This window comes from Bacillus sp. FSL K6-1145, assembly GCF_038003425.1.
Lineage (GTDB): Bacteria > Bacillota > Bacilli > Bacillales > Bacillaceae > Bacillus > Bacillus pumilus.
The window spans coordinates 2,188,063-2,204,040 of record NZ_JBBOPC010000001.1 but is presented as its reverse complement, the minus strand read 5'-3'; the positions used below and the strand labels follow the sequence as shown (position 1 = coordinate 2,204,040).

At 41.4% G+C, this 15,978-nt stretch carries 16 protein-coding genes; all 16 read left to right on the top strand.

All coding sequences use genetic code 11. From position 1 onward, the window contains the following. Positions 1-88 precede the first annotated feature (88 nt). The 16 genes from accB to MHH41_RS10960 all read left to right on the top strand — a co-directional run bounded on the left by accB (position 89) and on the right by MHH41_RS10960 (position 15,785). Positions 89-565: an acetyl-CoA carboxylase biotin carboxyl carrier protein gene (accB, locus tag MHH41_RS11035; RefSeq protein WP_003215926.1), complete on the top strand. Its 477-nt coding sequence runs from the start codon at positions 89-91 to the stop codon at positions 563-565. 11 nt (positions 566-576) lie between these two features. Further along, on the top strand, positions 577-1,926 hold the full coding sequence (gene accC / locus MHH41_RS11030; protein ID WP_050943775.1) for an acetyl-CoA carboxylase biotin carboxylase subunit: 1,350 nt from the start codon (positions 577-579) through the stop codon (positions 1,924-1,926). A gap of 25 nt (positions 1,927-1,951) precedes the next feature. Continuing rightward, positions 1,952-2,359 (top strand): Asp23/Gls24 family envelope stress response protein, encoded by a 408-nt coding sequence (locus MHH41_RS11025; protein WP_034620383.1) that lies wholly within the window; start codon positions 1,952-1,954, stop codon positions 2,357-2,359. A 211-nt stretch (positions 2,360-2,570) separates the two neighbouring features. Next, positions 2,571-2,966: a transcription antitermination factor NusB gene (nusB, locus tag MHH41_RS11020; protein ID WP_003216031.1), complete on the top strand. Its 396-nt coding sequence runs from the start codon at positions 2,571-2,573 to the stop codon at positions 2,964-2,966. Between the two features lie 11 nt (positions 2,967-2,977). Continuing rightward, positions 2,978-3,829 (top strand): bifunctional methylenetetrahydrofolate dehydrogenase/methenyltetrahydrofolate cyclohydrolase FolD, encoded by an 852-nt coding sequence (gene folD / locus MHH41_RS11015; protein WP_003215670.1) that lies wholly within the window; start codon positions 2,978-2,980, stop codon positions 3,827-3,829. A 70-nt stretch (positions 3,830-3,899) separates the two neighbouring features. After that, positions 3,900-5,246, top strand: a complete 1,347-nt coding sequence (xseA, locus tag MHH41_RS11010; RefSeq protein ID WP_050943776.1) for an exodeoxyribonuclease VII large subunit — start codon at positions 3,900-3,902, stop codon at positions 5,244-5,246. Next, the gene (locus MHH41_RS11005; protein ID WP_003215880.1) at positions 5,243-5,503 is read left to right on the top strand and encodes an exodeoxyribonuclease VII small subunit; all 261 of its coding nucleotides are present in this window, start codon (positions 5,243-5,245) and stop codon (positions 5,501-5,503) included. The genes xseA and MHH41_RS11005 overlap by 4 nt, the downstream gene beginning before the upstream one ends. Beyond that, positions 5,487-6,383, top strand: a complete 897-nt coding sequence (locus MHH41_RS11000; RefSeq protein ID WP_278254569.1) for a polyprenyl synthetase family protein — start codon at positions 5,487-5,489, stop codon at positions 6,381-6,383. Before MHH41_RS11005 ends, MHH41_RS11000 begins: the two co-directional genes overlap by 17 nt. Before the next feature lie 150 nt (positions 6,384-6,533). After that, entirely contained in the window at positions 6,534-8,435 is a 1,902-nt protein-coding gene (dxs, locus tag MHH41_RS10995) for a 1-deoxy-D-xylulose-5-phosphate synthase (RefSeq protein WP_137054988.1), read from the top strand. Continuing rightward, on the top strand, positions 8,432-9,286 hold the full coding sequence (locus MHH41_RS10990) for a TlyA family RNA methyltransferase (protein WP_340866332.1): 855 nt from the start codon (positions 8,432-8,434) through the stop codon (positions 9,284-9,286). Before dxs ends, MHH41_RS10990 begins: the two co-directional genes overlap by 4 nt. Before the next feature lie 159 nt (positions 9,287-9,445). Next, on the top strand, positions 9,446-9,895 hold the full coding sequence (ahrC, locus tag MHH41_RS10985; RefSeq protein WP_003215836.1) for a transcriptional regulator AhrC/ArgR: 450 nt from the start codon (positions 9,446-9,448) through the stop codon (positions 9,893-9,895). 33 nt (positions 9,896-9,928) lie between these two features. Further along, positions 9,929-11,665: a DNA repair protein RecN gene (gene recN / locus MHH41_RS10980; protein ID WP_137054990.1), complete on the top strand. Its 1,737-nt coding sequence runs from the start codon at positions 9,929-9,931 to the stop codon at positions 11,663-11,665. A 197-nt stretch (positions 11,666-11,862) separates the two neighbouring features. Then, positions 11,863-13,140 (top strand): SpoIVB peptidase, encoded by a 1,278-nt coding sequence (gene spoIVB, locus MHH41_RS10975; RefSeq protein WP_226803659.1) that lies wholly within the window; start codon positions 11,863-11,865, stop codon positions 13,138-13,140. 285 nt (positions 13,141-13,425) lie between these two features. Beyond that, positions 13,426-14,229, top strand: a complete 804-nt coding sequence (gene spo0A, locus MHH41_RS10970) for a sporulation transcription factor Spo0A (protein WP_003215740.1) — start codon at positions 13,426-13,428, stop codon at positions 14,227-14,229. Positions 14,230-14,499: 270 nt separating this feature from the next. Then, positions 14,500-14,697 carry a hypothetical protein gene (locus tag MHH41_RS10965; protein WP_034661994.1) on the top strand — a complete coding sequence of 66 codons (198 nt, stop codon included), beginning with the start codon at positions 14,500-14,502 and terminating at the stop codon, positions 14,695-14,697. Continuing rightward, positions 14,685-15,785 carry a Rap family tetratricopeptide repeat protein gene (locus tag MHH41_RS10960; RefSeq protein ID WP_003215741.1) on the top strand — a complete coding sequence of 367 codons (1,101 nt, stop codon included), beginning with the start codon at positions 14,685-14,687 and terminating at the stop codon, positions 15,783-15,785. Before MHH41_RS10965 ends, MHH41_RS10960 begins: the two co-directional genes overlap by 13 nt. Positions 15,786-15,978 lie beyond the last annotated feature (193 nt).

The following is a 15,978-nucleotide window of genomic DNA, read 5'->3' as shown; positions in this document are numbered from 1 at the left end:
GAAATCCTCCTGTAAGATGGTTATAGTATGTACTTTTAGTACTAGCCTATAAAGAAAAAGATAAATCCATACATAGGGGTGCAAATCCATGTTAAAAATTGAAGAAATTCATGAACTGATTAAATTAATTGACGAATCAACAATTGATGAATTTACGTACGAAAACGAAGGTGCAAAAATCAAACTGAAGAAAAATAAAGAAGTCGTTCAGCAAGTAGCGGCACCAGTGGCTCCTGTCCAAGCAGCTCCAGCTCAACAAGCTCCTAAAGCACAAGCTCCAGCTCAGACCGAAGCCCCTGCACAAGAGGCAGCTGCGTCTGAAAATCTGCATAAAATCACATCCCCAATGGTTGGCACATTTTATGCTTCATCTTCACCAGAAGCAGATCCATATGTGACATCAGGTTCTAAGGTGAAGGAAAACACAGTTGTGTGCATCGTAGAAGCGATGAAACTGTTTAATGAAATCGAAGCAGAAGTAAAAGGTGAAATCGTCGAAGTATTAGCTGAGAACGGTCAGCTTGTAGAATTCGGACAACCCCTCTTTCTAGTGAAAGCAGAGTAAGGAGTACGATCATGATTAAAAAGCTATTAATTGCAAACAGAGGAGAAATCGCAGTTAGAATTATCCGCGCTTGTAAAGAGCTTGGAATTGAAACAGTTGCGGTATTTTCTGAAGCGGATCGCGATGCGCTTCATGTTCAAATGGCTGATGAAGCATATTGCATCGGACCGACTGCTTCAAAAGATAGTTATTTAAATGTCACGAATATTGTTAGTGTAGCCAAATTAACAGGGACAGATGCCATCCATCCAGGATACGGCTTCCTTGCTGAAAATGCAGACTTCGCAGAGCTTTGCGAGGAATGCAATGTCATCTTTGTTGGGCCAACTGCGTCAGCGATTTCCAAAATGGGAACGAAAGATGTCGCAAGGGAAACAATGAAAGATGCTGGCGTTCCGATTGTTCCTGGTTCCCAAGGAATTGTAAAAGATCTTGATGATGCTGTTTCAACAGCAGCAAGTATTGGGTATCCTGTGATTATAAAAGCAACTGCCGGCGGCGGTGGTAAAGGAATCCGTGTGGCTCGTACCGAAGAAGAGCTTATTAACGGTGTCACCATCACGCAGCAGGAAGCAGCGCAAAACTTTGGTAACCCTGGCGTCTATTTAGAAAAGTTCATTGAAGACTTTAGACACGTGGAAATCCAAGTGCTTGCAGATCAGCATGGCAATACCATTCATTTAGGAGAGCGTGATTGCTCGATTCAAAGAAGAATGCAAAAGCTTCTTGAAGAAACGCCATCACCAGCGCTGAATGCAGACATCCGTGAGCAAATGGGTGAAGCAGCCGTAAAAGCTGCAGAAGCTGTTGAATACACTGGTGCTGGAACAGTCGAATTCATTTATGATTATAATGAAGAGAAGTTCTACTTCATGGAAATGAATACCCGTATTCAAGTAGAGCATCCTGTAACAGAAATGGTCACAGGTGTTGACTTGATCAAAGAACAAATTAAAGTCGCATCAGGTGAGAAGCTTTCTCTTTCACAAGAGGATGTCGTATATGAAGGATGGGCAATCGAATGCCGTATTAATGCAGAGAACCCAGAGAAAAACTTCATGCCTTCAGCTGGTGAAATTAAAATGTATCTTCCGCCAGGCGGTCTAGGAGTACGTGTTGATTCTGCCGCTTATCCGGGCTATGTGATTCCGCCATATTACGATAGTATGATTGCAAAGGTGATCACATATGGTAAGACGAGAGAAGAAGCGATTGCGAGAATGAAACGCTCGCTTCAAGAATTCGTCATTGAAGGAGTCTACACAACGATCCCATTCCATCTAAGATTGCTTGAGCATGAAACATTTGTGAGTGGTAATTTTAATACGAAGTTTTTAGAAACATACCAAATCATGAAATAATCACAGCTTTCGGAGGTGAATGATCGTGTCAGAAAACAATTTGCTTGAAATGAACCTTGATGAAGATCAATTGGGAAAAGTGCAAATTGCACCAGAAGTGATTGAGGTCATTGCTGGGATCGCCGCTTCAGAAGTCGAAGGCATTGCCGAAATGCGCGGCAATTTCGCTGCTGATGTAGCAGAACGCTTTGGTAAGAAAAATCACCGTAAAGGTGTGAAAGTAGATGTCTCTGATGAAGGCATCACAATCGATGTATATTGTGTGGTTGAATTTGGCCTATCCATTCCAAAGGTATCCACTGCTGTACAAGAAAATATCCGTCAAACTCTTTTGAACATGACTGCTTTAACGATTAATGAAATCAATATTCATGTCGTTGGTATTCAATTTGATACTAAAGCATCTGAGGCTGAAGTAGATCAAGAAATGTAAAAAAAGAGTTCAAGTGAAACCAAGGAGGCATTGCCTCTTTGGTTTTTTAAAGCCCATTTTTGGGTCATTTCCGAATAATAAAGATCTCACACGTTGATTGATTCGTTTTTCGTCACAGCTCGCATGGATCTTGGTGCGACCACGGTCAAAATATGTTATGATCTCTGTATGGCTTAACGACAAGCGGATAAAGTGGTTAAAGGAGTAAATAATGAAAAGAAGAACTGCAAGAGAAAAGGCGCTACAAACATTATTTCAAATTGATGTGAGCAATATTGATCCGAAAGAGGCCATTACACATGCGCTGGATGAACAAGAATCAGATCCTTTTTTCGAGGAGCTGGTTTTCGGTGTGCTTGAACAAAAGGACAAGCTCGATGACATGATTTCACAGCATCTAGTGAATTGGAAACTCGATCGTATTGCAAACGTAGACAGAGCCATTTTAAGGCTGTCTGTGTACGAGATGGTGTATCAAGAAGATATCCCGGTTAGTGTCTCAATGAATGAAGCGATTGAACTGGCCAAATTATTCGGTGACGATAAAGCATCGAAATTTGTAAATGGAGTACTTTCAAACATTAAAAACGACCTAAAGCAGCAATAGGAGGATTCGACATGACAGCAACAATCATCGATGGGAAAGAAACAGCAAAAGAAAAGCGTGAGCAATTAGCAAAAGAAGTAGAAGAGCTAAAACAAAAAGGTGTCACACCTGGTCTTGCCGTTATTCTAATCGGTGATGATCCGGCTTCACTTTCTTACGTACGCGGGAAGAAAAAAGCAGCAGAAGCAATGGGGATGCATTTCCAGCTAGATCATTTAGATGCTTCTTTAACAGAAGAAGCATTGCTTCAGCTGATTGATCAGTACAATGCGAACGATCAATTCCACGGGATTCTTGTTCAGCTTCCACTGCCAAAACATATTTCTGAAAAAGCTGTGATTGAACGTATTTCGCCTGAAAAAGATGTTGATGGTTTCCATCCATTGAATATCGGGAAAATGCTCCTTGGGGAAGACACATTCCTTCCATGCACACCAGCAGGCATTGTTGAATTACTAAATAAAACGGGCGTCAGTCTTTCTGGAAAAGAAGTCGTTGTTGTCGGACGTAGCAATATTGTCGGTAAACCAGTAGGACAATTACTGTTAAACGAAAACGCAACGGTTACTTATTGCCATTCAAGAACAGCGAATATTTCAGAACATACGTTGAAAGCGGATATTTTAGTTGTTGCCGTCGGTCGAGCAAACTTTATTAAAGCTGACCAAATTAAAGAAGGCGCTATTGTGATCGATGTAGGAGTCAATCGTTTGGATAATGGAAAGCTTGTTGGAGATGTTGATTTTGAAGAGGCAAAAGAAAAAGCTTCTTATATCACACCAGTCCCTGGCGGAGTCGGTCCAATGACGATTACGATGCTTGCACATAATACGGTTAAATCAGCAAAACGTACATTAGCATAAGCTTTATCCATTCATCCACCTGCATGCTGCTGGTGGATGAATGTGCGTTTTTGAAGAGGAGGAATACGTCATGAGTGAAAAAGCCTTTGTGACGGTCACAGCCCTTACAAAATACATAAAAAGAAAATTTGATGTTGATCCGCATTTAGAAGATATTTGGATCAAAGGTGAGCTATCCAATGTCAAGATTCATTCAAGAGGACATGTGTACTTCACCTTAAAAGACGAAAACGCACGCATGCAAGCTGTCATGTTTCAGCGCTCTGCGGCGAAGCTGCCTTTTTCACCTAAGAGTGGAATGAAGGTGTTTGTACGCGGCGGAATTCAAGTCTATGAACCAAGCGGCAACTATCAATTATATGCAAAAGAAATGCAGCCTGATGGTGTTGGTGCTCTTCATCTCGCTTATGAAGAGCTGAAGAAAAAGCTAGCAAGTGAAGGCTTATTTGATGCGCGCTATAAAAAGCCAATCCCTGAATATCCAGAGGTTGTTGGTGTCATTACGTCTCCAACAGGAGCGGCTGTTCGAGATGTCATTACGACCATTAATCGGCGCTATCAGCAGGCGAAAATCATTGTGCTTCCGGCGCTCGTTCAAGGTGAGCATGCGACCCGTTCCATCGTAGAGCGGATTAAGGAAGCGAATGAAAAACAGCTCTGTGATGTCTTGATTGTCGGAAGAGGAGGCGGTTCGATTGAAGAGCTTTGGGCTTTTAATGAAGAAGCTGTCGCAAGAGCCATCTTCGCATCAGACATTCCAATCATATCTGCAGTTGGACACGAAACAGACTTTACGATCAGTGATTTCACTGCAGATATGAGAGCACCCACACCAACAGGAGCAGCCGAACTTGCTGTTCCAAGCACGACCGATTTAATTGAACGAATCAAATCAATCGATATACGGCTAACAAGAGCGGTAAAGAATCAAACCTCACAAGCGAAGGATCGTCTTGTGGCGCTGCAATCCTCTTATGCCTTCCGTTTTCCAAAACGATTACAGGAGCAAAAAGAGCAGCAATTCGATTTGGTATTTGACCGTTTTCAAAAACAGCTATCGAGGCAAATTGAGCTAAAACGCAGTCAGCTAGATCGCCAGACATACAGGCTGAAGCCGCTTCACCCTAAAGAGCAGCTGCTTCAAGCGAAAAAACGCCACGCCAATGAAACAGAACAGCTCATTCGCAGTATGAATGTGCAAATGAAAACAATTCATTCGCAGTTCCAATCGGTTCTTGGTAAACTAAATGCATTAAATCCACTTCAAGTGATGGAAAGAGGCTATAGCTTAGCCTATAAAGAAGATGAACTAATAAAAAGTGTGAACCAAGTAGAGACGCAGGATCAGCTGACCATCACGATGAAGGATGGACGTCTGATTTGTGAGGTTATTGAGAAGGAGGGGCAATCAACATGACAGAATCCAATAAACAAAAAGAAGAACAAATGACATTTGAAGAGGCGATGAAAGGTCTTGAGGAGATTGTGGGAAAGCTCGAAGAAGGAGATGTACCACTTGAGCAGGCCATTCATTATTTCCAAGAAGGGATGACCCTTTCGAAGCTTTGTCATGAAAAATTACAGCATGTTGAAAAGCAAATGGATTTCATTTTAAAAGAGGACGGTGAGCTAGCTCCCTTCTCAGTGAAGGAGGCCGATGCTGGTGACAAGTAATTTAAATGAATTTTTAACAACACGAAAACAGACCATTGAAGATTATTTATTTACATATGTTCAGGAATTGACGATTCCTGAAGACCTGAAATCTTCTATGCTCTATTCTCTTAAAGCGGGCGGGAAAAGGCTTCGACCTGTTCTCGTTCTTGCTCTTCTAAATGCCTACGGTAAAAACGAAGAAGACGGTATACCTGTCGGCTGTGCGGTTGAGATGATTCATACGTATTCATTGATACATGATGACCTTCCTTGCATGGACGACGATGACCTTCGCAGAGGAAAACCGACAAATCATAAAGTGTACGGAGAAGCAACAGCGGTTCTCGCAGGTGATGCCCTTTTAACAGAAAGCTTCCGCCTGATTACATCTCAGCTGTCTAGCAGCGTCTCTGCTGACAAAAAGCTCAGAATTGTGGATGAGCTTGTAAAGTCAGCAGGTGCTCTAGGAATGGTTGGCGGTCAATTTGACGACATGGAAGCAGAGCAAAAGCAAGTATCGCTTGCTGAACTAGAATCCATTCACGCCCGTAAAACAGGAAAACTCCTTACGTTCAGCGTCGCAGCAGGTGCAATGCTGGCAGGAGCATCAGATGACGATATCGAAAAGCTAAGGGAATTCAGCTATCATATTGGCATTGCGTTTCAAATCCGTGATGATATTTTAGATCTCGAAGGAAGCGAAGAAAAAATCGGAAAACGGGTCGGCTCTGATACAGCAAATGAAAAGTCGACATATCCTTCTTTATTAACGCTTTCAGGAGCAAAAGAAAAGCTGCATGAGCACATCACACGTGCAAAAGAAATTGTCTCAAATCTTCAATTAGAGCAGCAATTGTTGCATGATTTATGTGATCTAATTGCCTCAAGAGATCATTAAAAACAGCCTAGATTTGAGGGTCCTCGAGCAATTGTGGTAAACTGTAAACAGTTTATTATGATGAGACAACTCTTATTCCCTATTGGTTTTCAAAGGAATGAGGCATTATAGATGTATATAGAAATTTTGTTGAAAGCGAGTTGATCCTAATTGGATCTTTTATCAATAAAAAATCCAACGTTTCTAAAAGGAATGTCAAATGCAGAATTAGAGGAGCTTAGCGCTGACATTCGCATGTTTTTAATTGAGTCCTTAGCTAACTCTGGTGGGCATATCGGTCCGAACCTAGGAGTCGTTGAACTGACTGTTGCGCTCCATAAAGTATTTGACAGCCCAAAAGACAAATTCCTCTGGGATGTTGGACATCAGTCGTACGTTCATAAGCTGTTAACGGGAAGAGGTGCGGAGTTTGATACACTTCGTCAATATAAAGGGCTTTGCGGTTTTCCTAAACGAAATGAAAGCGAGCATGATGTGTGGGAGACGGGTCACAGTTCAACCTCGTTATCTGGCGCGATGGGTATGGCGGCAGCGCGTGATATCAAAGGGACAGATGAATATATCCTGCCGATTATCGGAGACGGTGCACTAACCGGAGGTATGGCGCTAGAAGCTTTGAATCATATCGGTGATGAAAAGAAAGATATGATTGTCATATTAAATGACAATGAAATGAGTATTGCACCAAACGTCGGTGCGATTCACACAATGCTTGGCAGATTACGTACAGCTGGCAAATACCAATGGGTAAAAGACGAACTTGAATATTTATTCAAGCGCATTCCAGCTGTAGGTGGAAAGCTTGCTGCCACAGCAGAGCGTATCAAAGACAGCCTCAAATATCTACTTGTATCTGGCATGTTCTTTGAGGAAATGGGATTTACCTACTTAGGTCCTGTCGATGGACATTCGTATGAAGATCTTTTTGAAAATCTTGAATATGCAAAGAAAACAAAAGGTCCGGTTCTTCTGCATGTCATCACGAAAAAAGGAAAAGGCTATCAGCCGGCAGAATCCGATAAAATCGGGACTTGGCACGGTACAGGTCCATACAAAATTGATACAGGTGATTTTGTAAAACCGGCAGCAGCAGCTCCGTCTTGGAGTGGTCTCGTTAGTGAAACGGTCAGAAAGCTGGCGCGGGAAGATGAGCGGATTGTTGCGATCACGCCTGCGATGCCTGTTGGTTCAAAGCTTGAAGGCTTTGCGAAGGAATTTCCAGAGCGGATGTTTGATGTAGGAATAGCAGAGCAGCATGCAGCCACAATGGCAGCCGGGCTTGCGACGCAGGACATGAAGCCATTTTTAGCGATTTATTCAACGTTCCTGCAAAGAGCCTATGACCAAGTGCTACACGATATTTGCCGTCAGAACCTTAACGTATTTATTGGCATTGACCGTGCGGGACTTGTCGGTGCAGATGGAGAAACCCATCAAGGTGTGTTTGATATTGCCTTTATGCGTCATATGCCGAATATGGTGCTCATGATGCCAAAAGATGAAAATGAAGGACAGCACATGGTCAATACAGCCATTCAGTATGATGACGGTCCTATTGCTATGCGCTTCCCGCGCGGTAATGGGCTAGGTGTCAAAATGGATGAACAGCTGAAAACCATTCCGATTGGGTCCTGGGAGGTTCTTCGTCCAGGGAAGGATGCTGTGATTTTAACATTTGGTACGACAATTAAAATGGCGCTCCAAGCTGCAGAAGAACTTCAAAAAGAAGGGAAATCGGTTCGTGTTGTCAATGCTCGTTTTATTAAGCCTCTTGATGAAGCGATGTTAAATGACATTCTTTCTGAAGATATTCCAATTTTAACGATTGAAGAAGCTGTGCTCCAAGGCGGATTTGGCAGCAGCGTCTTAGAATATATACACGATAAGAAAGCATCTCATATTAAAGTAGAACGTATGGGCATCCCAGATGAATTTATTGAGCATGGAAGTGTTGATGCCCTGCTTGAAGAAATTGGTTTGACGAAAGCACAGGTTGCTGACACTTTACGTGACCTGCTTCCCGCAGCACCAAGAAAAGGAATTGGATCATGACATCAAAGAAAGAACGACTTGACGTTTTATTAGTCGAACAAGGACTAATGGAAACGAGAGAGAAAGCAAAGCGTGCCATTATGGCAGGGATCGTTTACTCAAATGAAAACCGTTTGGATAAACCAGGAGAGAAAATCGCTCGTGATACACCGCTCACTGTGAAAGGGAACCCTCTGAAATATGTGAGCCGCGGCGGATTAAAGCTGGAAAAAGCGCTAAAAGAATTCGACTTAACCGTTGAAGGGAAATTGCTAATTGATATTGGTTCATCAACAGGTGGATTTACAGATTGTGCGCTTCAAAATGGAGCGGTCAAATCATATGCTGTTGATGTTGGCTACAATCAGCTTGCGTGGAAATTAAGGCAGGATGACAGGGTAATCGTCATGGAGCGCACCAATTTTCGTCATTCCGTCCCAGCAGATTTTACTGAAGGATTGCCAGAAGTAGCGTCAATTGATGTCTCTTTTATTTCACTTAAACTCATCCTTCCGGCTTTGAAGCACATTCTTGTCCCGGGCGGAGACTGTATTGCACTCGTCAAGCCTCAATTTGAAGCAGGCAGAGAGCTTGTTGGGAAAAAAGGCATCGTGCGAGATCCATCGGTCCACCTTGGTGTACTCGAAGAGATGAATGAATTTGCTGCAAAAGAAGGCTATGATGTGAAGGATGTATCATTTTCGCCTATTACTGGCGGAGACGGGAATATTGAGTTCCTTCTCCATTTAGTGCTTCGTCCCGATCAAGAAGAGAATGCGGCACTTCAGGTTTCAGAGCTTGAAAAGATCGTCAAGGAAGCCCATTCTGTATTGAAAGAAAAGAAAAACAGTCCTGAGCCGGCTGACACATGAGGTTGAAACAAAAGGAATAATAGCTCGCTATTATTCCTTTTTACATGGCCAAAAGATGAGAGTTGACCGTTTCTCACGTAACGCTTGTTTTTTGAACTGTGGTTCATATAACATAGAACGTAAAGACAAACTGAGATCAAACGCCTAGGGGGGTCAAAAATGAATAAAGGTCAAAGGCATATTAAGATTAGAGAAATCATCGCGAGCCAAGAGATTGAAACACAAGATGAACTAGTCGATATTTTAAAATCCGATGGATATAACATTACACAAGCGACCGTTTCAAGAGATATTAAAGAATTGCATTTAGTGAAAGTGCCAACGAACAATGGAACATATAAATACAGCCTTCCAGCGGATCAGCGGTTTAATCCGCTGTCTAAACTAAAGCGATCCTTAATGGATGCATTTATTAAAATGGATGCTGCCAGTCATTTAATCGTCCTCAAAACCATGCCGGGTAATGCACAGGCGATTGGGGCTTTAATGGATAATTTAGATTGGGAAGAAATCATGGGAACCATTTGCGGAGATGACACCATTTTGATCATTTGCCGCACTCCAGATGATACGGAAACAGTTTCAAGCAAAATTTTAGAGCTTCTATAAAGAATCAGGTTTACAAAAAGAGGTGTCAAATGAGTGTTAGCAGAACTAACCATTAAAAACTTTGCAATCATTGAAGAGTTAACAGTTTCATTTGAAAAAGGACTCACAGTCCTAACAGGGGAAACAGGTGCAGGGAAATCCATCATGATTGATGCTGTCTCACTTCTTGTGGGAGGTAGAGGGTCGTCTGAATTTGTTCGTTATGGTGAGAAAAAGGCTGAGCTGGAGGGGCTTTTTCTTGTACCAGCAGCTGACCACCCTGTATTTGCTTTATGCGAAGAGCATGGAATTGACGCAACGGATGAAATGATGATTCTTCGCCGTGATATGAACAATAACGGGAAAAGCATATGCCGCATCAATGGCAAGCTCGTTACAATCTCTCTTTTACGCGAAGTAGGACGCCTTTTGCTCGATATACATGGACAGCACGATAACCAGTTATTGATGGAGGATGAAAATCATCTGCATTTACTCGATCAATTTGGAGCAGAAGAAATTGCACCTGCTCTGTCACAATATCAAGAAGCATATGAGCAATATACAAAGACAGCCCAAAAGCTAAAACAGCTCTCTGAGAATGAGCAGGAAATGGTGCACCGGTTAGATTTACTGCAATTTCAGCTAGAAGAGATTGAAGCGGCACAATTAGAGCCGGGAGAAGATGAGAAGCTTCAAGAAGAGCGCCATCAGATCAGCAACTACGAAAAAATCTTTTCCTCACTCCAAAACGCCTATAACGCCTTGCGCAATGAGCAGGGGGGACTTGATTGGGTTGGCATGTCATCAAGCGAGCTCGAGCAGGTTTCTGAGATCAACGACGATCTGAAAAAGCTATCCGAACAAGTGTCGAACTCTTACTATTTATTAGAGGATTCGACGTTCCAAATGCGAAGCATGCTGGATCAATTAGAGTTCGACCCAGCACGTCTTGATTTTATTGAGTCTAGGCTGAATGAAATGAAGCAGTTAAAACGAAAGTACGGGACAACGGTTGAGGAAATTTTGGAGTATGCGGCGAAGATTGAAGAAGAAATCGATCAAATTCAAAATCGAGACAGTCACCTGCAGACGCTTAAAAACAAACTGGATGCAATGAGCCGTGACGCCCTGCTTGAAGCACTTAACGTTTCGGAGCTTCGTAAAAAATGGGCCAAAAAGCTAGCGAAGCAAATTCAAACAGAACTAAAGGATTTGTATATGGAAAAATCAACGTTTGATACATCCTTTTCCATTCGGTATGCGCCTTTTAGCAGCACGGATAATCCGCTGCTAGATGGAAAGCCCGTCCAGCTTGGAAAAAACGGAATCGACCAAGCTCAATTTGTGATTTCTACTAATCCTGGCGAACCGATGAAATCTTTATCAAAAGTTGCCTCGGGTGGAGAAATTTCACGTGTTATGCTCGCCGTGAAAAGTATCTTCTCGGCCAAACAAGAAGTCACTTCCATTATTTTCGATGAGGTCGATACGGGCGTAAGCGGCAGAGTTGCACAGGCGATTGCCGAAAAAATTTACAAAGTGGCGGCTGGCTCACAAGTGCTCTGCATTACGCACCTCCCGCAAGTAGCAGCAATGGCTGACACGCACCTCTTCATTTCTAAACGCTCTAAAGCAGGCAGAACACTGACAAGCGTCAAACCATTAAGTCATGAAGAAAAAGTGAGTGAAATTGGCAGGATGATTGCGGGTGTGGAAGTCACTGAACTGACAAAACAGCACGCAAAAGAATTGCTGCATCAAGCAAATGATGTCAAAACAACAGGGTAGCTGAAAAACCAGCTGCCTTTTTTATATTGTGTCAAATCGCTGTATATACCCACGAAATCGTCTTTTTCTTTTATCAATTTATCCAATCATTTTCTATAGCTGCCGGTTATAAATCAAAGCGAAGAAGGCAAAAGTAAAGATGTAGCCAAAACATGAGTGTTCTGGTGTGGGTAAGGAGCGAGGAGAGTGAAAAATGAATGCCCGAAAAGATGAGAAAAGCCATTGGTGTGATTCTCCTTGTTTCTTTAATAAGTACAGGGTTTATGAGCATAGTGAAGGAATACATCAGCATTCCAACAAATGTTGCTGTATTTGAAAAACAGAAGCACTCAATTGACACATCAATAGAAGCGTCAGCCAATGCTTCTTCACAAGCCTTTAGTCTTTCAGAGAAAAAGAATCAGCTTGAAGTAACAGGACAAAAGGCGGGAAAAGCCGAAATTGTTTATGATTTTAAAGGATTTCCTATTAAGAAAACAAAAGTCGACGTTCTCCCTGAATTAAAAGTCGTTCCTGGAGGACAATCCATTGGCGTCAAGCTCCACTCTGTAGGAGTTCTCGTTGTAGGTTTTCATCAAATCACAACAGCAGACGGCAAAAAATCACCAGGCGAAGCCGCAGGCATTCAATCAGGGGATATGATCATTGAAATTAATGGTCAAAAGATGGAGAAAATGAATGACCTCACCCCCTTTATCCAGAAAGCAGGGAAAACAGGTGAAACGCTTCGTTTACTCTTAAAAAGAGACCATAAAACTTTTCAAACAACATTAACACCCGCAAAAGATGCAAGTGAAGGCACCTATCGAATTGGTCTTTACATTCGAGATTCCGCAGCAGGAATCGGCACGATGACCTTCTTTGAACCATCTTCTAAAAAATATGGTGCCCTAGGGCATGTCATTTCTGACATGGATACAAAAAAACCAATTGTTGTCGACAATGGTGAAATTGTCAGATCAACCGTAACATCGATTGAAAAAGGCACAGGAGGCAATCCTGGAGAAAAATTGGCAAGATTCTCTTCCGAACGAAAAACGATAGGGGATATATCCCGCAACAGCCCATTTGGTATCTTTGGTACGTTAACCGAAAAGCTTGAAAATCATGTATCAGACAAACCGCTTCCAGTCGCTTTATCAAATGAAGTAAAAGAAGGTCCAGCAGAAATTTTAACCGTTGTGGATCATGATAAAGTGGAGAAGTTTAATATTAAAATCGTCAGCACGACTCCGCAGAAATTCCCGGCAACAAAAGGGATGGTATTGAAGGTAACAGATGAGCGTCTTTTAAGTAAAACGGGCGGTATCGTCCAAGGCATGAGCGGAAGCCCTATCATCCAAAACGGAAAAGTCATCGGGGCGGTCACACACGTTTTCGTCAATGACCCGACAAGCGGCTACGGCGTACACATTGAATGGATGTTGTCAGAAGCAGGCATCGATCTTTATCAAAAAAACAAAAAAGCAAGCTGATCATCAAACTGCCGCGAATCTTCCGGCAGTTTTTTTCTTCCCTTTCTTTCTCTGCCATCATGTTATAAAATAAGGAAAAAGAGATTTTTCGACAAAATGGAAAATGGTATGTTGTCAAATTGCAATAATCGTCGATTCGTTAAGAAAAACGTAGAAAAAGCTAGATAATGCTCTATTATTCGGAAAATTAAAGTTTTTTAAAGGGGATAGCATGCTTTTGTCGAATTGAACACTCAGAAGAGAAATGCAAAAGACTAAAGGAATCGACATTGGGGAGGAAAGAACGTGGAGAAAATTAAAGTGTGTGTAGCTGATGACAATCGAGAGCTTGTTGGCCTTTTGACAGAGTATATTGAGGGACAGGAAGATATGGAAGTACTTGGCGTGGCGTATAATGGTCAGGAATGTCTAACATTATTTAAAGATAAAGAGCCCGACGTTCTCCTCTTAGATATTATCATGCCTCATTTAGACGGTCTTGCTGTACTGGAACGCCTCCGTGAAAACAATGACATGACCAAACAGCCAAGTGTGATTATGCTAACGGCGTTTGGACAAGAAGATGTCACGAAAAAAGCAGTTGATCTAGGCGCATCTTATTTCATCTTAAAGCCATTTGATATGGAAAACCTAGTCGGTCATATTCGTCAAGTCAGTGGAAACGGCACACAAGTCACCCATCGATCTTCATCTATCCAAAACAGTGTCCTTCGAAACAAACCTGAACCGAAACGCAGAAACTTAGATGCGAGCATTACAACGATTATTCATGAGATTGGCGTCCCGGCTCATATTAAAGGTTACTTATACTTAAGAGAAGCCATTTCGATGGTGTACAATGACATCGAGCTTCTCGGAAGCATCACAAAAGTGTTGTATCCAGACATCGCGAAGAAATTTAACACGACCGCGAGCAGAGTAGAACGAGCGATTCGTCATGCGATTGAAGTGGCTTGGAGCAGAGGAAACATTGATTCCATTTCCTCACTCTTTGGTTATACAGTCAGCATGTCTAAAGCAAAACCAACCAATTCTGAATTTATCGCAATGGTGGCTGATCGTCTGCGCTTAGAGCATAGAGCAAGCTAGTTCATTTTCATAAAAAACGTTTCTTCAAAGAGACGTTTTTTTATTTTGAAAAATATTGTCAAAAATTGGTTGTATTGATACAATCATCTTATTGTCTCATTTAAACAACTCAGCTTGATTTATTTTCAGAATAAAATGAACAATAAAGCATGAAAGAAATGGGTATGACATAAATTAGTGGTAATCAGCTACGCCAATCAATTGTTTGGTCTTCAAAATAGAAGAAAGAAACGCTCATTCTTAAGAAAAAGGATGAGAGGAAAAGGTCTGATGGATTTGGTAAATAAAGCAAATGAGATCGAAAGTTCTATTTCTATTGACCTGATTGGTTGGCGTTTTAAAGTCACTGGCTTCTTAGAGATTGTGCCATTTGAACTGAATATTCCCATTGTCGAATTTAATAATTTTCACATTCTTTTACTATGCTATAATAATGAAAAGAAGAGGGTGAGGTTATGGGAAAGCTGAAAATCCACTCTGCTGAGGTAGCGAACGAAATTAGCAAGTGGACGAGGGTCATTTCTCAAAATGACCTAGAAAAATCTGCTATCTATAAAGAGAAAATTCAGAATTTGCTAAAAAATACAGATGAAGACCGCGAAGTTCTCCTGTATTATCAGCTTGTGAATGGCCGACATGAAATGTTACTTGGAAATATTGAAAAAGCCAATCACATTATGAAGAGTGTCGGAACGCTCGATGAGAAAGCAGATGACATTATTAATTTTTATTTTTACTTTTACAAAGGCCAATATGCTGCATATGTGAAAAAGTATGATGAAGCCATCAGCTTTTACAAAATTGCAGAACAGCGTCTAAAGCGTGTGAATGAGGACCTTGAAGTAGGGACTTTTCATCATAAGGTTGCTTCAATCTATTACGAACTGAAACAAAATTTCATATCCATTAATCATATTAAAAAAGCCATCGATACGTTCAAAGCGCATGAAGAATATACAGCGCAGGCGATTGACAGCTTGATTTTACATGCAAGTAATTGTATCGATTTGATCCAATTTGACGAAGCGGAGGAAAAATACCAAGAAGCACTTGAGAAAAGTAAACGCATTAACAATGAAGTGCTGATTGGGAAATGCTATCACAATTTAGCCGTTCTTTATTATGCGAAGCATGATTACGAAAAAAGCGCACAATATGCCAAAAAAGGGATGGGCATTCAAATGCACCGTGACAATAGCCATTATTACATCCAATCTTTATATGTTCTGGCAAATGCCTTGGTTCATCTAGGAGATCAAGTGGCGAAAGAATATATTAAAGAGGGCATTCAGTATAGCTGCGATATCCAAAATAATGAATATATAGTAAAATTTGAAATTTTAGATTTAATGTGCGAGAATAGTGGAGCAGCAGACGTATTCTCTGAAAAATTAGACTACATAGAAAAAAATAGATTATATGTGGAGCTTGAGGATTTGTCTGAACAAATATCGAAATACTTCAAGGAACGAAATGATTATCAAAACGCCATTCGTTTTCTTGAAAAGAAATTCGATGCACAAATACTTCAAAAGAAAGTGGAGGTTATCTTATGAAAAAGTTGTTGTTAGGTTTAACCGTCGTTACAGCAGTCGCAGTTGTTTCTTCCCTTTTTGCTCTTGACGCAGAGACGACAGAGCAAGCCATCAGAGCGATTACGTGATCGAATTTATACAGAACCTCTTCGTACGAATCAGAAGAGGTTTTTTTATGTGCTTAAACTGGAAAAACGAAAAGAGACACGTCATA

Bases quoted from the DNA above. Each gene is read 5' to 3' on its own strand.
- MHH41_RS11000 (WP_278254569.1), top strand. From the start codon at position 5,487: ATGCTGGTGACAAGTAATTTAAATGAATTTTTAACAACACGAAAACAG.
- ahrC (WP_003215836.1), top strand. From the start codon at position 9,446: ATGAATAAAGGTCAAAGGCATATTAAGATTAGAGAAATCATCGCGAGC.
- nusB (WP_003216031.1), top strand. From the start codon at position 2,571: ATGAAAAGAAGAACTGCAAGAGAAAAGGCGCTACAAACATTATTTCAA.
- MHH41_RS10990 (WP_340866332.1), top strand. From the start codon at position 8,432: ATGACATCAAAGAAAGAACGACTTGACGTTTTATTAGTCGAACAAGGA.
- MHH41_RS11005 (WP_003215880.1), top strand. From the start codon at position 5,243: ATGACAGAATCCAATAAACAAAAAGAAGAACAAATGACATTTGAAGAG.
- accC (WP_050943775.1), top strand. From the start codon at position 577: ATGATTAAAAAGCTATTAATTGCAAACAGAGGAGAAATCGCAGTTAGA.
- xseA (WP_050943776.1), top strand. From the start codon at position 3,900: ATGAGTGAAAAAGCCTTTGTGACGGTCACAGCCCTTACAAAATACATA.
- MHH41_RS10960 (WP_003215741.1), top strand. From the start codon at position 14,685: ATGGGAAAGCTGAAAATCCACTCTGCTGAGGTAGCGAACGAAATTAGC.
- spoIVB (WP_226803659.1), top strand. From the start codon at position 11,863: ATGCCCGAAAAGATGAGAAAAGCCATTGGTGTGATTCTCCTTGTTTCT.
- accB (WP_003215926.1), top strand. From the start codon at position 89: ATGTTAAAAATTGAAGAAATTCATGAACTGATTAAATTAATTGACGAA.
- MHH41_RS10965 (WP_034661994.1), top strand. From the start codon at position 14,500: ATGGATTTGGTAAATAAAGCAAATGAGATCGAAAGTTCTATTTCTATT.
- folD (WP_003215670.1), top strand. From the start codon at position 2,978: ATGACAGCAACAATCATCGATGGGAAAGAAACAGCAAAAGAAAAGCGT.